The organism is Mesobacillus sp., from assembly GCF_057785455.1.
This window is the reverse complement of the sequence record NZ_JBYNSB010000030.1, coordinates 75,713-92,736: the sequence shown is the minus strand read 5'-3', so window position 1 is coordinate 92,736 and position 17,024 is coordinate 75,713. Positions and strand designations below refer to the sequence as shown.

Annotated in this window: 16 protein-coding genes, 1 pseudogene and 2 riboswitches; of the genes and pseudogenes, 2 read left to right on the top strand and 15 right to left on the bottom strand. The window is 43.8% G+C overall.

The annotated features are described in order from the left end of the window. Window positions 1–34: 34 nt before the first annotated feature. The 14 genes and pseudogenes from AC3EBE_RS11665 to AC3EBE_RS11600 form a co-directional block, all read right to left on the bottom strand. A complete protein-coding gene (locus AC3EBE_RS11665; protein ID WP_488595199.1) occupies window positions 35–868 on the bottom strand; it encodes a MetQ/NlpA family ABC transporter substrate-binding protein in 834 nt (277 codons plus the stop codon). 14 nt (window positions 869–882) lie between these two features. After that, window positions 883–1,551 (bottom strand): methionine ABC transporter permease, encoded by a 669-nt coding sequence (locus AC3EBE_RS11660; RefSeq protein WP_488595198.1) that lies wholly within the window; start codon window positions 1,549–1,551, stop codon window positions 883–885. Further along, window positions 1,544–2,569, bottom strand: coding sequence for a methionine ABC transporter ATP-binding protein (locus AC3EBE_RS11655; RefSeq protein WP_488595267.1), 1,026 nt, complete (start codon window positions 2,567–2,569; stop codon window positions 1,544–1,546). Before AC3EBE_RS11655 ends, AC3EBE_RS11660 begins: the two co-directional genes overlap by 8 nt. A gap of 221 nt (window positions 2,570–2,790) precedes the next feature. After that, window positions 2,791–2,903, bottom strand: a riboswitch (SAM riboswitch). 117 nt (window positions 2,904–3,020) lie between these two features. Beyond that, window positions 3,021–4,331 (bottom strand): O-acetylhomoserine aminocarboxypropyltransferase/cysteine synthase family protein, encoded by a 1,311-nt coding sequence (locus AC3EBE_RS11650; protein WP_488595197.1) that lies wholly within the window; start codon window positions 4,329–4,331, stop codon window positions 3,021–3,023. An 86-nt stretch (window positions 4,332–4,417) separates the two neighbouring features. Further along, window positions 4,418–4,518, bottom strand: a riboswitch (SAM riboswitch). 85 nt (window positions 4,519–4,603) lie between these two features. After that, window positions 4,604–4,921 carry a hypothetical protein gene (locus AC3EBE_RS11645; RefSeq protein ID WP_488595196.1) on the bottom strand — a complete coding sequence of 106 codons (318 nt, stop codon included), beginning with the start codon at window positions 4,919–4,921 and terminating at the stop codon, window positions 4,604–4,606. Window positions 4,922–5,142: 221 nt separating this feature from the next. Then, window positions 5,143–6,408, bottom strand: a complete 1,266-nt coding sequence (locus tag AC3EBE_RS11640) for an MFS transporter (RefSeq protein WP_488595195.1) — start codon at window positions 6,406–6,408, stop codon at window positions 5,143–5,145. 113 nt (window positions 6,409–6,521) lie between these two features. Then, window positions 6,522–6,848 carry a thioredoxin family protein gene (locus AC3EBE_RS11635; protein ID WP_488595194.1) on the bottom strand — a complete coding sequence of 109 codons (327 nt, stop codon included), beginning with the start codon at window positions 6,846–6,848 and terminating at the stop codon, window positions 6,522–6,524. Between the two features lie 6 nt (window positions 6,849–6,854). After that, window positions 6,855–7,211 carry a toprim domain-containing protein gene (locus AC3EBE_RS11630; RefSeq protein ID WP_488595193.1) on the bottom strand — a complete coding sequence of 119 codons (357 nt, stop codon included), beginning with the start codon at window positions 7,209–7,211 and terminating at the stop codon, window positions 6,855–6,857. A 413-nt stretch (window positions 7,212–7,624) separates the two neighbouring features. After that, entirely contained in the window at window positions 7,625–7,864 is a 240-nt protein-coding gene (locus AC3EBE_RS11625; RefSeq protein WP_488595192.1) for a YusG family protein, read from the bottom strand. Between the two features lie 145 nt (window positions 7,865–8,009). Beyond that, window positions 8,010–8,390: a glycine cleavage system protein GcvH gene (gene gcvH / locus AC3EBE_RS11620; RefSeq protein ID WP_488595191.1), complete on the bottom strand. Its 381-nt coding sequence runs from the start codon at window positions 8,388–8,390 to the stop codon at window positions 8,010–8,012. A 52-nt stretch (window positions 8,391–8,442) separates the two neighbouring features. Further along, window positions 8,443–8,781, bottom strand: a pseudogene (locus AC3EBE_RS11615) (arsenate reductase family protein); the annotation flags it as partial. A gap of 350 nt (window positions 8,782–9,131) precedes the next feature. Beyond that, a complete protein-coding gene (locus tag AC3EBE_RS11610) occupies window positions 9,132–10,916 on the bottom strand; it encodes an acyl-CoA dehydrogenase family protein (protein WP_488595190.1) in 1,785 nt (594 codons plus the stop codon). An 86-nt stretch (window positions 10,917–11,002) separates the two neighbouring features. After that, a complete protein-coding gene (locus tag AC3EBE_RS11605) occupies window positions 11,003–12,178 on the bottom strand; it encodes an acetyl-CoA C-acetyltransferase (RefSeq protein ID WP_488595189.1) in 1,176 nt (391 codons plus the stop codon). Window positions 12,179–12,238: 60 nt separating this feature from the next. Beyond that, window positions 12,239–14,620 carry a 3-hydroxyacyl-CoA dehydrogenase/enoyl-CoA hydratase family protein gene (locus AC3EBE_RS11600; RefSeq protein ID WP_488595266.1) on the bottom strand — a complete coding sequence of 794 codons (2,382 nt, stop codon included), beginning with the start codon at window positions 14,618–14,620 and terminating at the stop codon, window positions 12,239–12,241. Window positions 14,621–14,922: 302 nt separating this feature from the next. Between AC3EBE_RS11600 and AC3EBE_RS11595 the strand changes: the two genes are divergently transcribed. Then, window positions 14,923–15,054 carry a YuzL family protein gene (locus AC3EBE_RS11595; RefSeq protein ID WP_475094735.1) on the top strand — a complete coding sequence of 44 codons (132 nt, stop codon included), beginning with the start codon at window positions 14,923–14,925 and terminating at the stop codon, window positions 15,052–15,054. A 543-nt stretch (window positions 15,055–15,597) separates the two neighbouring features. On the opposite strand, the gene AC3EBE_RS11590 is transcribed toward AC3EBE_RS11595, so the two are convergent. Further along, window positions 15,598–16,515, bottom strand: coding sequence for a proline dehydrogenase family protein (locus AC3EBE_RS11590; protein ID WP_488595188.1), 918 nt, complete (start codon window positions 16,513–16,515; stop codon window positions 15,598–15,600). 220 nt (window positions 16,516–16,735) lie between these two features. On the opposite strand from AC3EBE_RS11590, the gene AC3EBE_RS11585 reads away from it, so the two are divergent. Next, complete coding sequence (locus AC3EBE_RS11585) at window positions 16,736–17,011, top strand: hypothetical protein (RefSeq protein WP_488595187.1); 276 nt, start codon at window positions 16,736–16,738, stop codon at window positions 17,009–17,011. Window positions 17,012–17,024 lie beyond the last annotated feature (13 nt).

The following is a 17,024-nucleotide window of genomic DNA, read 5'->3' as shown; positions in this document are numbered from 1 at the left end:
AAACAGGCCCGGGAGCCTGCTTTTCAAATCAACATTATTCTTTAACCGGTACTACAGCACCTTCATATTTCTCAAGAATGAAATCCTGGATTTCCTTTGAGTGAAGAACTTCGACAAGTGCCTTGATAGCTGGCTTGTCTTTGTCGCCTTCGCGTACTGCAATAACGTTTACGTATGGAGAATCACTTTCTTCGATCGCGATTGAATCTTTAAGCGGGTTCAAACCAGCATCGATTGCATAGTTTGAGTTGATCAATACTGCGTCACCTTCACCGTTGTTGAAAATCTGTGGAAGAAGGGCTGCTTCATATTCTGTATCAAACTTAAGCTCTTTTGGGTTTTCTGCGATATCATCGATTGTTGCTGATACTTTTTCAACGCCATCTTTAAGTTTGATTAGGCCTTCTTTTTCAAGCATTGTCAAAATACGGCCGTGGTCTGCAACTGAGCTGCTCATGATAATGTGTGCGCCTTTTGGAAGGTCATCAAGGCTTTTATGTTCTTTAGAATATACACCGATTGGCTCGATATGGATTCCGCCTGCATTTTCAAACTTGTAGCCATGTTCTTTCATTTGTGACTCAAGGTAAGGAATGTGCTGGAAATAGTTTGCATCAAGCTCTTTTGATTCTAACGCCTGATTAGGTACTACATAATCATTAAACGTTTTGATTTCTAGCTCATAGCCTTTTTCTTCAAGAAGAGGTTTTGCTTCTTCAAGGATTTCAGCGTGAGGTACGTTTGAAGCACCTACTACGATTTTCTTGCTTTCTTCCTTGCCGCCTTCTGTTTTTTCTTCAGATGTGCCGCAAGCAGCCAATACAGTGGATAATGCTAATGTTAAAAATACAAGAAGCCATTTTTTCATGTTTTTCTCTCCTCTTATCGTTTGTCTAATTTTCTTGTGAAAAAGTCACCCACAAATTGAATGACAAAAACTATGATTAAAATAATGATTGTTGCCATTAAGGTTACATCGTTCCTGCTGCGCTGGAAGCCTTCAAGATAAGCAAGGTTTCCCAAACCGCCTGCTCCAATGACACCTGCCATCGCTGTGTAGCTTACCAGCGCAATTGCTGTAACGGTAATCCCTGACACGAGCGCAGGCATTGACTCAGGGAGGAGCACCTTCCAAATGATTGTTGTTGTTTTCGCTCCCATTGATTTAGCAGCCTCGATGACTCCCTTGTCAATTTCACGCAAGCCGATTTCAACCATCCTTGCATAGAAAGGAGCCGAGCCAATGATCAATGCTGGTAAAGCTGCATTCACCCCAATCATGGTACCCAAAAGGAATAGCGTGAAGGGGATTAACAAGACAATCAGAATAATGAATGGGATGGACCTAAAAATATTTACGATTGCACTTAACACAACATTCACCGGTCTATTTTCCCAAATATTGCCCTTTGATGTCAGGAACAGCAGTAAGCCGAGAATGGCTCCAAGAATAAAGGTGGCAACCACTGAGATGGCACTCATGTATAGTGTTTCAACAGTAGCTTCCCACATTCTGTCCCAGTTCACGTTTGGAAAGAATTTCTCAGCCATTGCTTACCACCTCCACTCCAACTTCCTGCTGACTGATATAATCGATTGCCCGCTTAAGGTCGCTATCTTCTCCATCCATGTGGATGAACAAAGTACCATATGAACCATTTTGGGTCTGTGAAATCTTCCCTTGTAAAATATTCACCATTATCGGGAATTCCCTGATCAAGTTGGTGATCAGCGGCTGTTCTGCGCCCTCGCCAACGAATGTCAGCTGGACAACACGTCCGTGAGGGTAACGAGATAATAAGTGCTCGACTGTTTCTTTTGTTTCTTCAGGCTCGGTAACCTGCTGGACAAATCTCTTGGTGATTGGCTGCTGAGGATTTTTAAATACCTCCAGCACCGGCCCGGTTTCTACCACTCGCCCGCCTTCCATGACAGCGACCCGATGGCAGATTTTCCTGATGACATGCATCTCATGAGTAATCAGGACTATCGTCAGACCCAGTCTCTCATTGATGTCAACAAGCAGGTCAAGGATTTGGTCAGTTGTCTGCGGATCAAGTGCTGAAGTGGCTTCATCACAAAGCAGTACTTTCGGGTTATTCGCAAGAGCCCTTGCAATCCCGACCCTCTGCTTCTGTCCCCCGCTCAGCTGAGATGGATAAGCATCCCCTCTGCCCTCAAGGCCAACAAGATCAATTAGTTCTTTCACGCGCTTTTCCCTGGCATCCTTTGGCACTCCGGCGATTTCAAGCGGAAAAGCGATATTTTCTGCGACTGTCCTTGACCAGAGCAAATTAAAATGCTGGAAAATCATGCTGATTTCCTGGCGGGCTTTCCGCAGTTCAGCACCTCTTATTCTCGAAACTTCCCTGCCAGCCACGACCACCGATCCTGAAGTAGGAATCTCCAGCCCGTTCAGCATGCGGATCAATGTACTTTTACCAGCACCACTATAACCAATTACACCGAAGATTTCGCCTTCTTTAATATCCAGGTTGACGTCGTCAACGGCTTTTACCTCTCCTCTTTTTGATGAATAAATTTTGATTGCTTTTTTTATCGAAATCAATTGACTCACCTTCTTTGCACCCGTGTTTTTTCACATCTAAACAGCGTTAGTCCACTAATATTTATCGATGTTATCAATCTAGTTTCCCATTCCCTTAACAAAATCATTCAAACTTGAGTAGAGCATGGATTCCAAGGTCATTCGGGAACCAAATCATGTTCTTAAAATAATAAAAGCCTCTCTGCATATGAGCAGAAAGGCATAATTGTAGGCTATCCTTTCTCTCATCTTTCAAAGCTCCAGCTTTGAGTGAATTGGCACCATTTCAATAAGCAAGCTTACTGACGGTTGCCGGGCTTCATAGGGCACTTCCCTCCACCTCTCTTGATAAGAGTACGCTATTAAATTATTTCATCGTTTTTTCAGTACGAGTGTGATTTTAGCACGGAATAAAAAAGAGTGTCAACAAAATTATTTCTAAATATTAAGTGGAATGTTCTGGATATTCAACTTAAGCAAGGACGGATGGGACCCCAGTTGCTTTTTCAATGGCCTGCTCAAGGTCTGCGAGAATATCATCTATATTTTCGATTCCAACTGATAAGCGAATCAGGTCCTCAGGAACTCCTGCCGCTTTGAGTCCTTCAGAGTCCAGCTGCTGGTGGGTCGTGCTGGCAGGGTGAATGATCAGGCTCTTGGCATCTCCAACATTGGCGAGATGGGACCATAAGTTGACCGAATTGATCAGCTTCGCCCCTGCTTCGCGTCCTCCTTCAATGCCAAATATGACAACTGAACCTGCCCCCTTCGGCAAGTACTGGTCAGCAAGCTTTTTATCAGGATGCTGATCATTCCCCGGATAGGATACCCAGGTGACAGCCGGATGGGCTTCCAGGAATTCAACGAGCTTTCGTGTATTGGCCACATGCTCTTTCATGCGCACATGGAGTGTTTCAATTCCAAGGTTGAACTGGAAAGCGCTAGCAGGGCTGATTGATGGACCGAGGTCTCGTAAAAGCTGGACTCTGGCTTTAACGATAAAGGCGGCTGGCCCGATTGCTTCACTGTAAACCAAATCATGATAGCTGGAATCAGGCTCATTGAATCCAGGGAATTTAGGAGATTTCCAGTCAAAATTACCGCCGTCGACGATAATTCCTCCTAAAACAGTACCATTACCCAGCAGCCATTTAGTCGCCGAGTGGATAACGATATCTGCACCATGCTCAATCGGCCTGCAAAGGTATGGAGTGGCAAATGTATTATCAATAATCAGCGGAACTCCTGCTTCATGGGCAATGTCCGCAACTGCCTTAATATCAAGGATCCTGAGACTTGGGTTGCCGATTGTTTCAGCAAAGACAGCTTTTGTATTAGGAGTAATCGCTTTACGGAAATTTTCCGGGTCTGTTGCATCTACAAACTTAACTTTAATTCCGTACTTAGGCAAAGTCACGGCAAACAGATTATAAGTTCCGCCGTATAAATTGGATGACGCTACAACTTCATCTCCGGCATGCGCGACATTAAGAATGGACATAGTGATAGCTGCCATCCCGCTGGCTACCGCGAGTGCCCCAATGCCCCCCTCCAGCAATGCAACCTTTTCCTCAAGGGCCGTAACCGTCGGGTTATGTATCCTTGAGTAAATATATCCCTCTTCTTTCAAAGCGAAAAGATCTGCCGCATGGTTCGTATCATTGAATTGAAAGGCATTGCTCGAATAAATCGGAAGCGAACGAGCTCCTGTCACCGGGTCAGGCGACTGCCCCCCATGGACTCCTAATGTTTCAATTTTGTAATTTTGCTGTTCTTTCGCCATTTCCATCTCTCCATTCAATCAGATTAATTTTAGGAAAGAAGATGCAAAAAAACCCTCTTCTTAAGAAGAGGGTTCATGATCATCTCTCCTTATCTTTCAGAGCATTACCTCTGATGGAATTAGCACCGTGTTTAAAACCGGTTGCCGGGCTTCATTGGGCCAGTCCCTCCGCCTCTCTTGATAAGAATATTCAGTTGATGTTCAAATTAATTTTACAAGTTAAAGTGATAATATCATGCAGTGAATCAAGCGGTCAAATATTTTTTAATTTTTCAGATAAAAACTTCTTCAGGCAGCGGCCGTGCCAGATAAATTATGGACTCCAGCGCAAGCAAAGTTCTGAAAGGGCACTCCAATTTCACATATCCGAGTTGTATAGCATCACGAAGTTTAATTTTCCCATCGAGCAAATACCGCATATTCCCCTCATTTCCAATCAGTGAAATATGCTGATCAGCTTGGGGACACCAGCCTTCGGTAAGATTTATTATATTCTTGTGAATGTGCAAGCAAAAAACTCCATATTCTATTTCAAACTCCAGGCAAAGGTTCATATTATGCGCTAGCTGCATAATATGATTCTTCTTCATCAGAACATTCCTGAAATCTTCAATTCTTTCCTTCATGCCGATCATCTCCCTAATATACATATTCCTTTTTATCAGGGAAAAACCTGTTTAATTCCTTCGACAAATAATATGGAAAAGTCGATTGCTAGCCATGATTTGATTCCTAAAAAAAAGACAATACCGTTGGATAATTCGGCATTGTCTTTCATTTCCCGAGAAATATCTCTACACCAATGGCGGTTTTACGCGGGTTTTGTTTCAAGAACGTTCGGTTTTGGCTTATTCATGCTTCTAAATACTATGAAGAAGTAAATTGAGCCGACTAGATATAAACATGCTGTAATACTGAATACCGCAGCATAACCCCAGTATGATCCGTATTTCAGGACAATCCCGGTGGACACAGGCCCCATAAGTGCCCAGCCCAGGTTAAAAACCATCTGGTTTACCGAATTGGCGAGTCCCTTCATGGAATCATCGACTTTCGACATCATCAACGACATTTGGATCGGGTTTCCGGCATTCATCAAAGCCTGCCGGAATAAAAATCCTAAAGCTGCCAGCCAAAATTGCTGGGTATAGGCGGTTAAAAGCAAGAATGGAAGGGAAAGAAGCTGGAGCACAGCGACTGCTTTTACCTCTCCAAGCCTGCGGACAACCATCGGCCCAATAATCATCGCAACCGCTGTTGCACCCTGACCGAGGGAAATGACCAGCCCTACAAGAGAGTTGGAAGCAGCAAACCGGTCGGCGAAATACAGGTTTAAATATGGAATGACTAACCCGGCACCAAATCCGATTAATAATTGCGCTACTGCGAATAGAATAACCATCTTCAGGCTAAAAAGATTCTGTTTAACATTTTGCAATCCTGTGAAATTGGACTTTGCGGAATTTGTTTTCTGTTTTTCTGTTAGCTTCGAGATTGGAATCAGCGCGGAAGTAAACAATGCCCCACCGATCAATAGCGTATATCGGATACTTTCAAGCTCAGTAAAGAATAACCCGAAAACATCCGTCAGCATTCCTCCCATAAGACTTCCGATTACATTGGCCCCTGTCATGGCGGCAAAATGAATGCTGAATAAGTGTACACGCTGTTCTGGCTTTGAGTTTTCAGCCAGCCATGGAATAATTGACACCTGTATAAATGCGGATACAAGACCTGTTCCAAACGCAAACAGGATAAGCATCGATTGTGTTTCCACCACACTTCTCACGAGGAGAATCGCTCCGGTGGAAAGAGCGCCAAATATCATCAGTCTCTTCCTGCCGACACGATCACTAATGAGGCCAGCCGGGACCAGGATCAGGGCAGTTGCCAGTGAAGCCATTGAGATAACCTTTCCGTTTACCAGTTCATTAAAGCCTAATTCACGAATGTAAAAATTGTAGATCACCATAAAAATGCCCAGTCCTATTTGTGTTAGGATATTGGCAATAAAGGTCAATTTGATATTGCGGTTATAGCTTTTGATTTGTTCTGCCCACTCGTCATAAAAAGCCATAGTATCCTGCGCTCCTCGAATATTTCGTATCTCTAAATATAATACTGTTTTTGGAATGTTATGTAAATCCTTTTTGATATTTTACTGCGATTTCCGGGCAAAAAAAAAACGGCTTAGCCGCTTGTTTGTACATTCTCGAGATTTTTTAATTTTTCATATAGATAAGGGACGGATTGAAAAGCATAAATCTTTTCTTGTACCTCTCCCCTGTTAATAATGATCAGGCATGGCACACTTTCAATTTGAAATCTTTCCGCCATTTCCGGTATAAAATTCAAATCCGCTTTTCCGTAGTCAATATTGGGCAGCAGCTGCTCTATGACTGTCAGCATTTTCCCTGCCACCTGGCATGTACCGCACATTGGCGTATAAAAATATAGGCAGCCTGTTCTTTTATTTGCAAGAAATGTATCGATATCTTCCTTTTTCCAATCCTTCATCTACAGTCATCCTTTTTCTAAATACTCTGCATGAACGTCAATATTTGCTGAAATCAAAACTGTAGCCAAATGATATTCTGGTGCAGTTGCGACCTCCCTGTACATTTTATCGATGTACAAATGATTCGCTTCCGGGAATTCACGTTTAAACTGCTTTCGCAGCTTTTCTCCAGATGCATCAGCATCAACGAGAATATATACATCTTTATCAAAAAGGGAATCAATCAGCTCATCCAGCTTCGATACTCCAATTGTCCCATTCGTACAAATTATTTCGACAGGCTCCTTCAGCACAGTCTGTACTTTACGTTTGTCAGATGAGCCTTCCACTATGATTACCTTGTGATTTTCATCCATCGCCATAACCACCTATGCACCAGAAAATGATTGCTTTACAACATTATAAACATTCTCAATAGAATTGTGCTGTTAAGTACATATTTCTATTGTCACGGTTTTCAAATCATATTGCAAAAATTTGAACTATATAGGTCAAACTTAAGTTTTACAATTTATCTGAATATCTGCGCTCCAGGCACTTCGCTTTCCTCGGGGCGTGAGGTGAGCCTCCTCGTCGCTACGCTCCTGCGGGGTCTCACTTGGCCCGCTGCATCCCGTAGGAGTCTTCGTGCCTTCCGCTCCGATTAAAGTTAGATATAACCATTTCAATTTCAACATACATAGCTACCCGAAAAAACAAGATTTTCCCTTAATATTAATGGTGCAAACCAATTACCAATGAAAAAACAGCGGCTAATCTGGCCGCTGCTCTACTGTTAACACCAGCCGCCTTCATCACAATCAGTATACCGCGGTTCTGACTGATCCGGCACTGATACATGCTGGTAAATCCTATTCTGTTCAGAGACAAAATGATGTCCTAGTTCAAGCTGCATTCCTTCAGGCAATTTGATTTTCCCTATAGGCTCTTTTTCTAAATAAAGCTGGATTTCTCCATTTTCCAATTTACCTGTCACCCGATCGGTGATATCCATTTTCTCCTGCTTTAACGTCATTGTTCACACCCCTTTTTTCATTCATCGCTGTTTTTATTTTGTCCGAAACCGGGAATGAAAGTGATGGAAAAATGCAGGAGATAGCGGAGCCGAAGTTTTCAACATAAATAAAACGCCTTGATTCAATCAAGGCGTTAGGCAGTTATTATTCTTTAGTCATTTCTTCGTATTGTTCAGCAGTCATCAGCTTTTCTACTTCGCTGCTGTCAGAAGGTTCAATTACGATCATCCATGCTTTTTCGTATGGAGATTCGTTAACGAATTCAGGGCTGTCGTTCAGGTCTTCGTTAATCTCAACGACCTTTCCGCTGATTGGAGCATAAAGCTCAGAAACAGTTTTTACAGATTCTACGCTTCCGAATGGCTCATTTACAGTGATCTCGTCGCCTACTTCAGGAAGTTCAACGAATACGATGTCACCCAGCTCAGACTGAGCAAAATCAGTGATTCCTACGCGTGCTCTTTCCCCTTCAACCTTAACCCACTCGTGTTCTTCAGAATAACGCAATTCTTTTGGTGTATTCATTAACTATCCCTCCATTTGTATATCTCTATCGATTAAAATCGATTGGACCCATTTACAGCCAAGCCTTCTCGTATTCTTCCTCTTTAAAACCGACTGTCACTTTCTCTCCGTCTGTCATCAGAGGTCGTTTGATCAGCATTCCATCAGACGCAAGCAATTCCAGGAGCTCGCTCTCGGATGCCGTTTTAATCTTGTCTTTCATCCCCAGTTCCCGATACTTCTGGCCGCTCGTATTAAAAAACTTCTTGATATCCAGGCCGCTTTTCTTATGCATTTCTGCAAGCTCGGAGCTTGTAGGAGGGTTTTCGACAATATGTACTTCATTATAGGCTAATTCATGCTGGTCTAACCACTTCTTCGCATTTCTGCATGTTCCACATTTAGGGTACCATTAAAACGTTTTTGCCATGATTTCACCACCCTTTGCTAGTATCCCAATTTATAGTCCCTCTAAACGAGATAGTAACATAACAGCGTGGCAAAATACTAACATTGAGTGCCTATTTTTCCCCATTTTTTTCGGCATCCCTTATCTATTTCAACAAAAACTGCAAGAATCCTTCTTGGTATAAAATTTTATTGCGGAGTTGTAGTTGGTTAATATTTCTCATAACTTTAAACAGCTGTAAATTGGTGTCCAACATTAGTTAAAATTACCGAACGCCCTTTAGACTTCAAATGCCTTCATCAATATAAATAACTCCTCCCCGTAATGGAGAGGAGCAAAGTTATTATGTGTAATTACACAAGGAAGCGTTCCGCTTCAATCAGCTTTTCAGCTGCTTCACGCTTCTTAGCGATTACATTGATTGGAGTGTGCCTTGTGAACTTGCGAAGCGCTGATGTCAGCATGCGAAGTGCATCGCCTTCTTCAGTTGCTACAAGAGTTTCTCTTGCATCACGTTCGATTTCATTGAATGCTTCCTGGCAGAAGATTTGAGTGTAAAGAAGCTTTTGCTTGCTCTTTTCAAGTCCGTCTTTAGCGATCGCTTTTTCAGTACGCAGGACAGCAGACTCCATTGAATATGCATTAGAAATAATATCCGCGATATTCACAAGGATTTCCTGTTCTCTTTCCAGTGCCTTGCCGAACTTTTGAGCTGCAAGACCCGCTGCAAGTAAGCCGATCTTCTTAGCATTTTTAACAAGATATTTTTCCTGTGCAAGAGGCTCGTCGCCTGGCTCTTCCGGCATCAGCATCATTAATTCTTCCTGCAGCTGCATTGCTTTTTGGAATAATGGAAGCTCACCCTTCATTGCCTTTCGGATGAATGTTCCTGGTACTAATAGACGGTTGATTTCGTTCGTACCTTCAAAGATACGGTTGATCCTTGAATCACGGTATGCTCTTTCGATTTCATATTCCTGCATGAATCCATATCCGCCGTGGATTTGTACGCCTTCGTCAACCACATAATCTAGTGTTTCTGTAGCAAACACTTTGTTCATGGAGCATTCGATAGCGTATTCAGCAATTGAAGCAGCAACAGCCTTACCGTTATTGATTTCTTCCTCAGACAGCTTGCTCATGCGGTCTTCGAAAAGGCCAACCGTACGGTATACAGAGCTTTCTGATGCATAAATCTTTGAAGCCATTGTCGCAAGCTTTTCTTTTGTCAGGTTGAATTGGGAAATAGGCGTCTTGAACTGCTGGCGCTGGTTTGCGTATTTTACTGTGATGCCGAATGCATGCTTCGCTCCGCCTGTAGCGCCTACCCCTAATTTGTAACGGCCGATGTTCAGGATGTTGAAAGCAATGATATGACCTTTTCCAGCTTCTCCTAGAAGGTTTTCAACTGGTACCATTGCATCTTCAAGAATTAATGTACGAGTTGAGGAGCTCTTGATCCCCATTTTCTTTTCTTCAGCGCCGACTGAAACACCTGGATATTCCCTTTCAACGATGAAGGCAGAGAATTGTTCGCCGTCGATTTTTGCATATACAACGAATACATCAGCAAATCCTGCGTTTGTGATCCATTGTTTTTCACCATTCAGTACATAGTGCGTTCCCTCAGCGTTCAGCTTAGCAGTAGTTCTTGCGCCTAAAGCATCCGAACCTGAACCTGGCTCTGTTAATGCATACGCAGCAAGCTTTTCGCCAGTTGCCAGAGGAGGAAGGTACTTTTGCTTCTGTTCCTCGTTACCAAAAAGCACGATTGGCAGTGAACCAATTCCTACGTGTGCACCATGGGAAATAGAGAAGCCGCCAGCGATTGACATTTTCTCAGCGATAAGTGCTGAGCTAACCTTATCAAGGCTCAGGCCGCCGTACTCTTCAGGAACGTCTGCACCAAGAAGGCCTAGCTCACCAGCTTCCTTCAATAGTTTTACAGTACGGTCAAATTCATGCTGTTCAATATATTCAACCTGAGGCAATACTTCATTCACCACAAAGTCCTCAGCTGTTTTCGCGATCATTTTATGCTCATCTGTGTAATCTTCAGGAGTAAAAACCTGATCATATGTTACATCCTCAATTAAAAAGCCTCCGCCTTTTACGAGCTTTTCTGTTTGGTTTTCCATTGAATCTTCCTCCTGTCTATTTTGGGAGGAGCATGGTGCTCCTCCAGGTTTTTTTATCTATTTAAGTTGGTATGGCTGGTTCTGTTTTATAAAAGTTCAAATACTCCGGCAGCACCCATTCCGCCGCCGATACACATGGTCACCACGCCGAACTGTTCATTGCGGCGTTTCATTTCATGAATGATCGATAATGTCAGCTTAGCACCAGTCGTTCCTAGTGGATGTCCAAGCGCGATTGCGCCTCCGTTTACATTGACTTTATCTTCGTCAAGGCCAAGCTCACGGATGACCTGGATGGACTGGGAAGCGAATGCTTCATTAAGTTCAAATACTCCGATATCGGAAACCTGAAGTCCGGCAAGCTTTAACGCTTTAGGTATCGCCACGACCGGGCCGATCCCCATGATTTCAGGCGGCACTCCGCCAAGAGCGAAGGACCTGAATTTCGCAAGCGGCTTCAGTCCAAGGGATTCAGCCTTTTCTCGATCCATTACCATCACCGCTGCCGCACCATCACTTGTTTGTGAAGAGTTGCCGGCTGTTACTGTTCCTTTTACTGAAAAAGCTGGGCGAAGCTTCGCGAGCGTTTCGATGCTTGTATCCGGACGGACACCCTCATCCTGTTTGAACTGGAAAGTTTTTTCAACAAGCTTGTTGTCTTTCCCTACTGAACGGATCGTTACATCGACAGGTACGATTTCGTCCTCGAACTTTCCTTCTGCGATTGCCTTTGCAGCACGCTGATGGCTTCTTACCGCAAATGCATCCTGGTCCTCACGGGAGATTCCGTACTTTATTGCAACCTGCTCCGCGGTGTGTCCCATGCTCATATAATACTGAGGTGCTGTTTCGGCCAGCTTCGAATTCGGGCGGACAACATGCCCCATCATCGGCACAAGGCTCATTGATTCAGCCCCCCCTGCAATGATGGTATCTGCATGGCCAAGCATGATTCTTTCTGATGCATTCGCAATTGCCTGCAATCCTGAGGAGCAATAACGGTTGATTGTTATTCCCGGCACTTCATGTGACAGGCCAGCCAACGCTCCGATATTGCGGGCCATGTTCAATCCCTGTTCTGCTTCTGGCATTGCACAGCCGATGATTAGATCATCGATATTCCCTTCATAATTGCCTGCACGCTTTAGAGTTTCTCTGACTACAAGAGCCCCAAGATCATCCGGGCGGACATTAGCAAGAGTTCCTTTTTTCGCTTTTCCGACAGGTGTTCGTGCTCCGGCTACGATTACCGCTTCTCTCATCTCATTCCCTCTCTTTCCTTGGATGTTCGATCTATTGTTAACTAGTAAAATATCAATTCATTAATTGCGTAATGGCTTTCCTTTTACGAGCATATGCTGCATACGCTGCTGTGATTTCGGTTCAGCAACAAGGCTGAGGAATGCTTCCCTCTCAAGGTCAAGCAAGTATTGCTCATCCACTTCAGTACCATATGGAACCTTACCGCCTGAAATGACGTACGCTAGCTTTCTGGCGATCTTCAAGTCATGCTCAGAAATATAGCCTGACAGATGCATCGCCTGTGCTCCAAGGAGCAATGTCGCATAACCAGGTTCACCAGTTACAGGTACCTTCCTTCTGACTGGGGCTGTATAGCCTTTTTCATAAAGACTTAATGCAGCCTGCTTCGCATCGTATAAAAGGTGATCGCTGTTGACGCTGATGCCATCTGATTCACTCAGGAAGTTGTTTTCGCGAGCTTCTTCACCTGATGTTGACACCTTGGCCATCGCAATTGTCTCGAATACTTTGTTCGCTACCTTTTGCAGGTCAAATTCGACGCCCTTTGGCATTCCTTCAAGGTGCTTAATATAAAGCTCCTTGTTGCCTCCTCCGCCAGGAATCAGACCGACACCTGCTTCAACCAAGCCCATATAAGTTTCCATAGATGCCTGGATGTGTGCAGCTGGCAAGCACATTTCAGCACCCCCGCCAAGCGTCATGCCGAATGGAGCGACAACGACCGGCTTCGAGCAGTACTTGATTTTCATCGTTGTCTGCTGGAACTGGCGGACAACCATATCAAGATCCCAGATATTATCATCCTGTGCTTCCATCAGGATCATCGCCAGGTTTGCGCCAACAGAGAAATTCTTGCCCTGGTTGCCGATTACAAGCCCTTTGTAATTCTTTTCTACTTCATCAATGGCAAAATTGATCATCTGGAGGATATCCGGCCCGATTGCATTGCTGTGTGAATGGAACTCAAGAAGGGCAATGCCGTCGCCAAGATCAATCAGGCTTGCTCCGCCATTCTTTTTAATCACGCCGTTTTGCTTTTTCAGAAGCTTAAGGTTGATCGCTTTTGGATTTTCTTCAACAGCGACATATTCGCCATTATGATAATAGCTAATCTTGCCTTCTTCTTCTTTGTAGAAGGAAGTAAAGCCTTTCTCAGCCATTTCTTTCACCCATGCAGGAACGGTCTTGCCTTCAGCTTCCATTTTGCTGATTGCTTTTTCAACGCCTAAGGCATCCCAGGCTTCGAATGGACCCATTTCCCAGCCGAATCCCCATTTCATCGCACGGTCGATCGCTACTACATCATCAGCGATTGTTCCAAGCAAGTCAGCTGAGTAGATCAACACTGGACTAAAGATGTTCCAGAGAAGTTCACCTGCGCGGTCATTCGCGTACACAAGCGCTTTCATTTTATTGGATAGACCTTTTTCCTGCTTGCTCATTTCAGTCGAAGCAGTTTTCAGCTTTTTGCGAGGTCCATATTCAAGTGTTTGCGGATCAAGCTCAAGGATCTCCTTGCCCTGCTTCAGGAAGAAGCCTTGCCCTGACTTGCTTCCAAGCCAGCCGTTCTCAAGCATTTGCTTCATGAATCCAGGTACTTCGAAGACTTCCTTTTCTTCTCCTTCTACCTGGTCATACACGTTTTTCGCTACATGAGCGAATGTATCAAGTCCTACGACATCAAGTGTGCGGAATGTTGCACTCTTAGGCCGGCCGATCATTGGTCCGGTTACGGAGTCGACTTCACCGACACTGTAGCCGCCTTTCAGCATTTCGCGGACAGTCACAAGCAATCCATAAGTTCCGATTCTGTTAGCGATAAAGTTTGGAGTGTCTTTTGCTTCAACGACACCTTTGCCAAGCTTATCTTCACCAAAAGATTTCATGAAGGCCAGAACTTCAGGGTCTGTATCCTTTGTTGGGATTACTTCAAGCAGCTTCAAGTAACGCGGCGGGTTAAAGAAATGTGTTCCAAGGAAATGCTTCCTGAAATCCTCTGAACGTCCTTCGGCCATCGCCTCAACTGAAATACCTGATGTATTGGAGCTGATGATGCTTCCCGGTTTACGATATTTATCAACATCCGTGAACACTTTCTTTTTAATATCCAGGTTCTCGACTACTACCTCGATTACCCAGTCAACGTCCTTCAATCTAGCCATATCATCTTCAAAATTGCCCGCTTCAATTAGAGCAAGATTCTTTTTGGAAGCCAAAGGTGCCGGTTTTTGCTTCAGCAGCTTCTGCAGCGCGCCTGCACTGATCCGGTTGCGCACCTGCTTGTCATCCATCGTCAGGCCCTTCGCTTTTTCTTCTTCCGTTAATTCCCGAGGTACAATATCCAGCAGCAATGTCGGTATGCCGATGTTAGCAAGATGAGCGGCAATCCCTGAACCCATGACACCTGATCCAAGCACCGCTGCCTTTTGAATTTGTCGCATCAAATTTGTCTCCCCCTTTGACTCTTTTTGAATGAATACTCATTCATTTTTGCACCAAAAAAAATATGCATATAAATGAGTTCTGTTAATAACTACTATAAAATATTTAAAAAATTTACGCAATAATAAGGTGCGGAAAAAATAAAATTTTTTGAATTTTTTACTCACCCATTTTTATCTGCAATTTGGACAACCTAAAAAAGCGATCAAATTACGCAACGATCGCTTCACCACTTTAAAGCACCGGGGGTCTGACCCCCAGTGCGTTAATGCTTTAATTCATTGCAATGGAGGTAATCGTTATGGCTAAGATGAAGAAGCATCCTTCGAAGGCTGGGGTTAGTGCTGCTAGTGTAAAGGGAAATGCTGGTCCTTCTATGGGACAGGGCGGGGAAGGTAAAGTAAACAGCCAGAACAGCCAGTATAAGAAGTGATATAGAGAGTGACTGCCCCGGACATGTGAATAGATCCGGGGTTGCCTTTTTATGTGATTGTCGTAAAGATCTGTTGATGATGATGGATGGACTCGGGATTGATGGACACGGGATTGATGGACTCGGGTTTGATTACCTCTAGGGGGGATTTCCCTTCATGCAGGGCGTTTATAAGGCTTTTAAGTTACATTCCAGCTGCGATTTCCCCTCGTGCAGGGCATCTAGAAGGCATATAAGTTACCTCCAGCTTCGATTTTTCTTTGAGCAGGGCATCTAGAACACCTTTAAGTTACCTCCACCAACGATTTCCCCTCGCGCAGGGCATCTAAAGCCTTTAAGTACCTCCAGCTTCGATTTTTCTTCGAGCAGGGCATCTAGAACACCTTTAAGTTACTTCCACCAATGATTTCCCCTCGTGCAGTGCATCTATAACCCCTATAAGCTACCTCCACCACAAATTCCCGCCTCCTACCCAATACAATCACAATGCTCTTCCGCCACCAAAAAAACAGGCTGACACGCGCTGTGCCAGCCTGTTGATATTTATTTTCTGAACATGCCTTTTAGTACGAATGCGACGTTTGCCGGGCGTTCTGCCAGGCGGCGCATGAAGTAGCCGTACCAGTCTGTGCCGTATGGTACATAGACGCGCATTGTGTAGCCTTCATTTGCAAGCTGCAGCTGTCTTTCCGGCATGATTCCGTAGAGCATCTGGAATTCGAACTGGGTGTTAGGGATGTTATTAGCTTTCGTGAATTCTTTTGTAAAGTTGATGATTGCGTCATCGTGTGATGCGATTGCTGTATAGTTGCCGTTCAGCAAGTGCATTTGGATGATTTTTTTGAAGTTTTCATCCACATCTTTTTTCTCCGGGAATGCGACTTCGGCAGACTCCTTGTAAGCACCTTTAACCAGGCGGAGGTTTGGAGAGTATTGATTCAGGTCTTCGATATCCTTTTCAGTCCTGTATAGGTAAGCCTGAAGAACGGTACCGATATTATCGTATTCGGATTTCAGCTGCTTGTAGATATCGAGTGTCTTCTGGCAGCGCTCATAATCCTCCATGTCGATCGTGACGAAAACATTGTTTTCCTTTGCGGCATCCATGATCCTGCGCATATTTTTCATTACAACTGCTTCAGAGATATCAAAACCGAGCGAAGTCATTTTTACGCTTAGCTGAGCATTCAATTTCTCACGGCCAATTGCCTTGATGGCTTCGATTGAATTATCGGCGCGTTCATTCGCTTCTCTTTCGTTGTCGACGAACTCACCAAGATAATCGACGGTGACAGCTAATTTTTTCTCGTTAAGGCCCTTGATGACCTGAACAGTCTGGTCGATTCGTTCACCAGCTACAAATCTTGAAGCACCGAAACGGAGGCCGTATCTTTTCGCCATTTCAGTGAAGAATTTATTCTTTGATAAAAAAAGAAAAAAGTTTTTCATAAGTTGTTCCATCACAAGTTCCTCCCCCTATTGTAACCGATTACAATATCCCTTAAAAAAAGTTGCTTCATCTATATATATTTTGCAAAATCATTTTATCACTTTTTCCTTCTTTTGAATATTACTTTTGTACGAAAATGTTCTTTTTTGACGAATCTTGTCCTGCATAGTTCAATTCGGTATGGGAAGCATAAGATTCGATGAAATAAAACTTTATTTAGGAGGTTTCGTTATGCAGCAGAATATGAATTTTCAGAACCAGCAGCAGCAAGGAATCATGCAGCAGCCGCCTTCAGTCATTTCTACAAAGGATGCACTATACTTAACGGATATGCTTTCATGGAATTTACTCGCGACAAAGAAGGCTCATTTTTTCGCTCAGCAATGCCAGGACCAGGAATTGAAGATGGAAATCGAAAAGTGCTGCCATATGCATGAAAAGCATTACCAGACAATCCTGTCACACCTGAACAGCCAGCAAAACCAGGCTTATACTGGAATGCAATAACACCCAAACATTA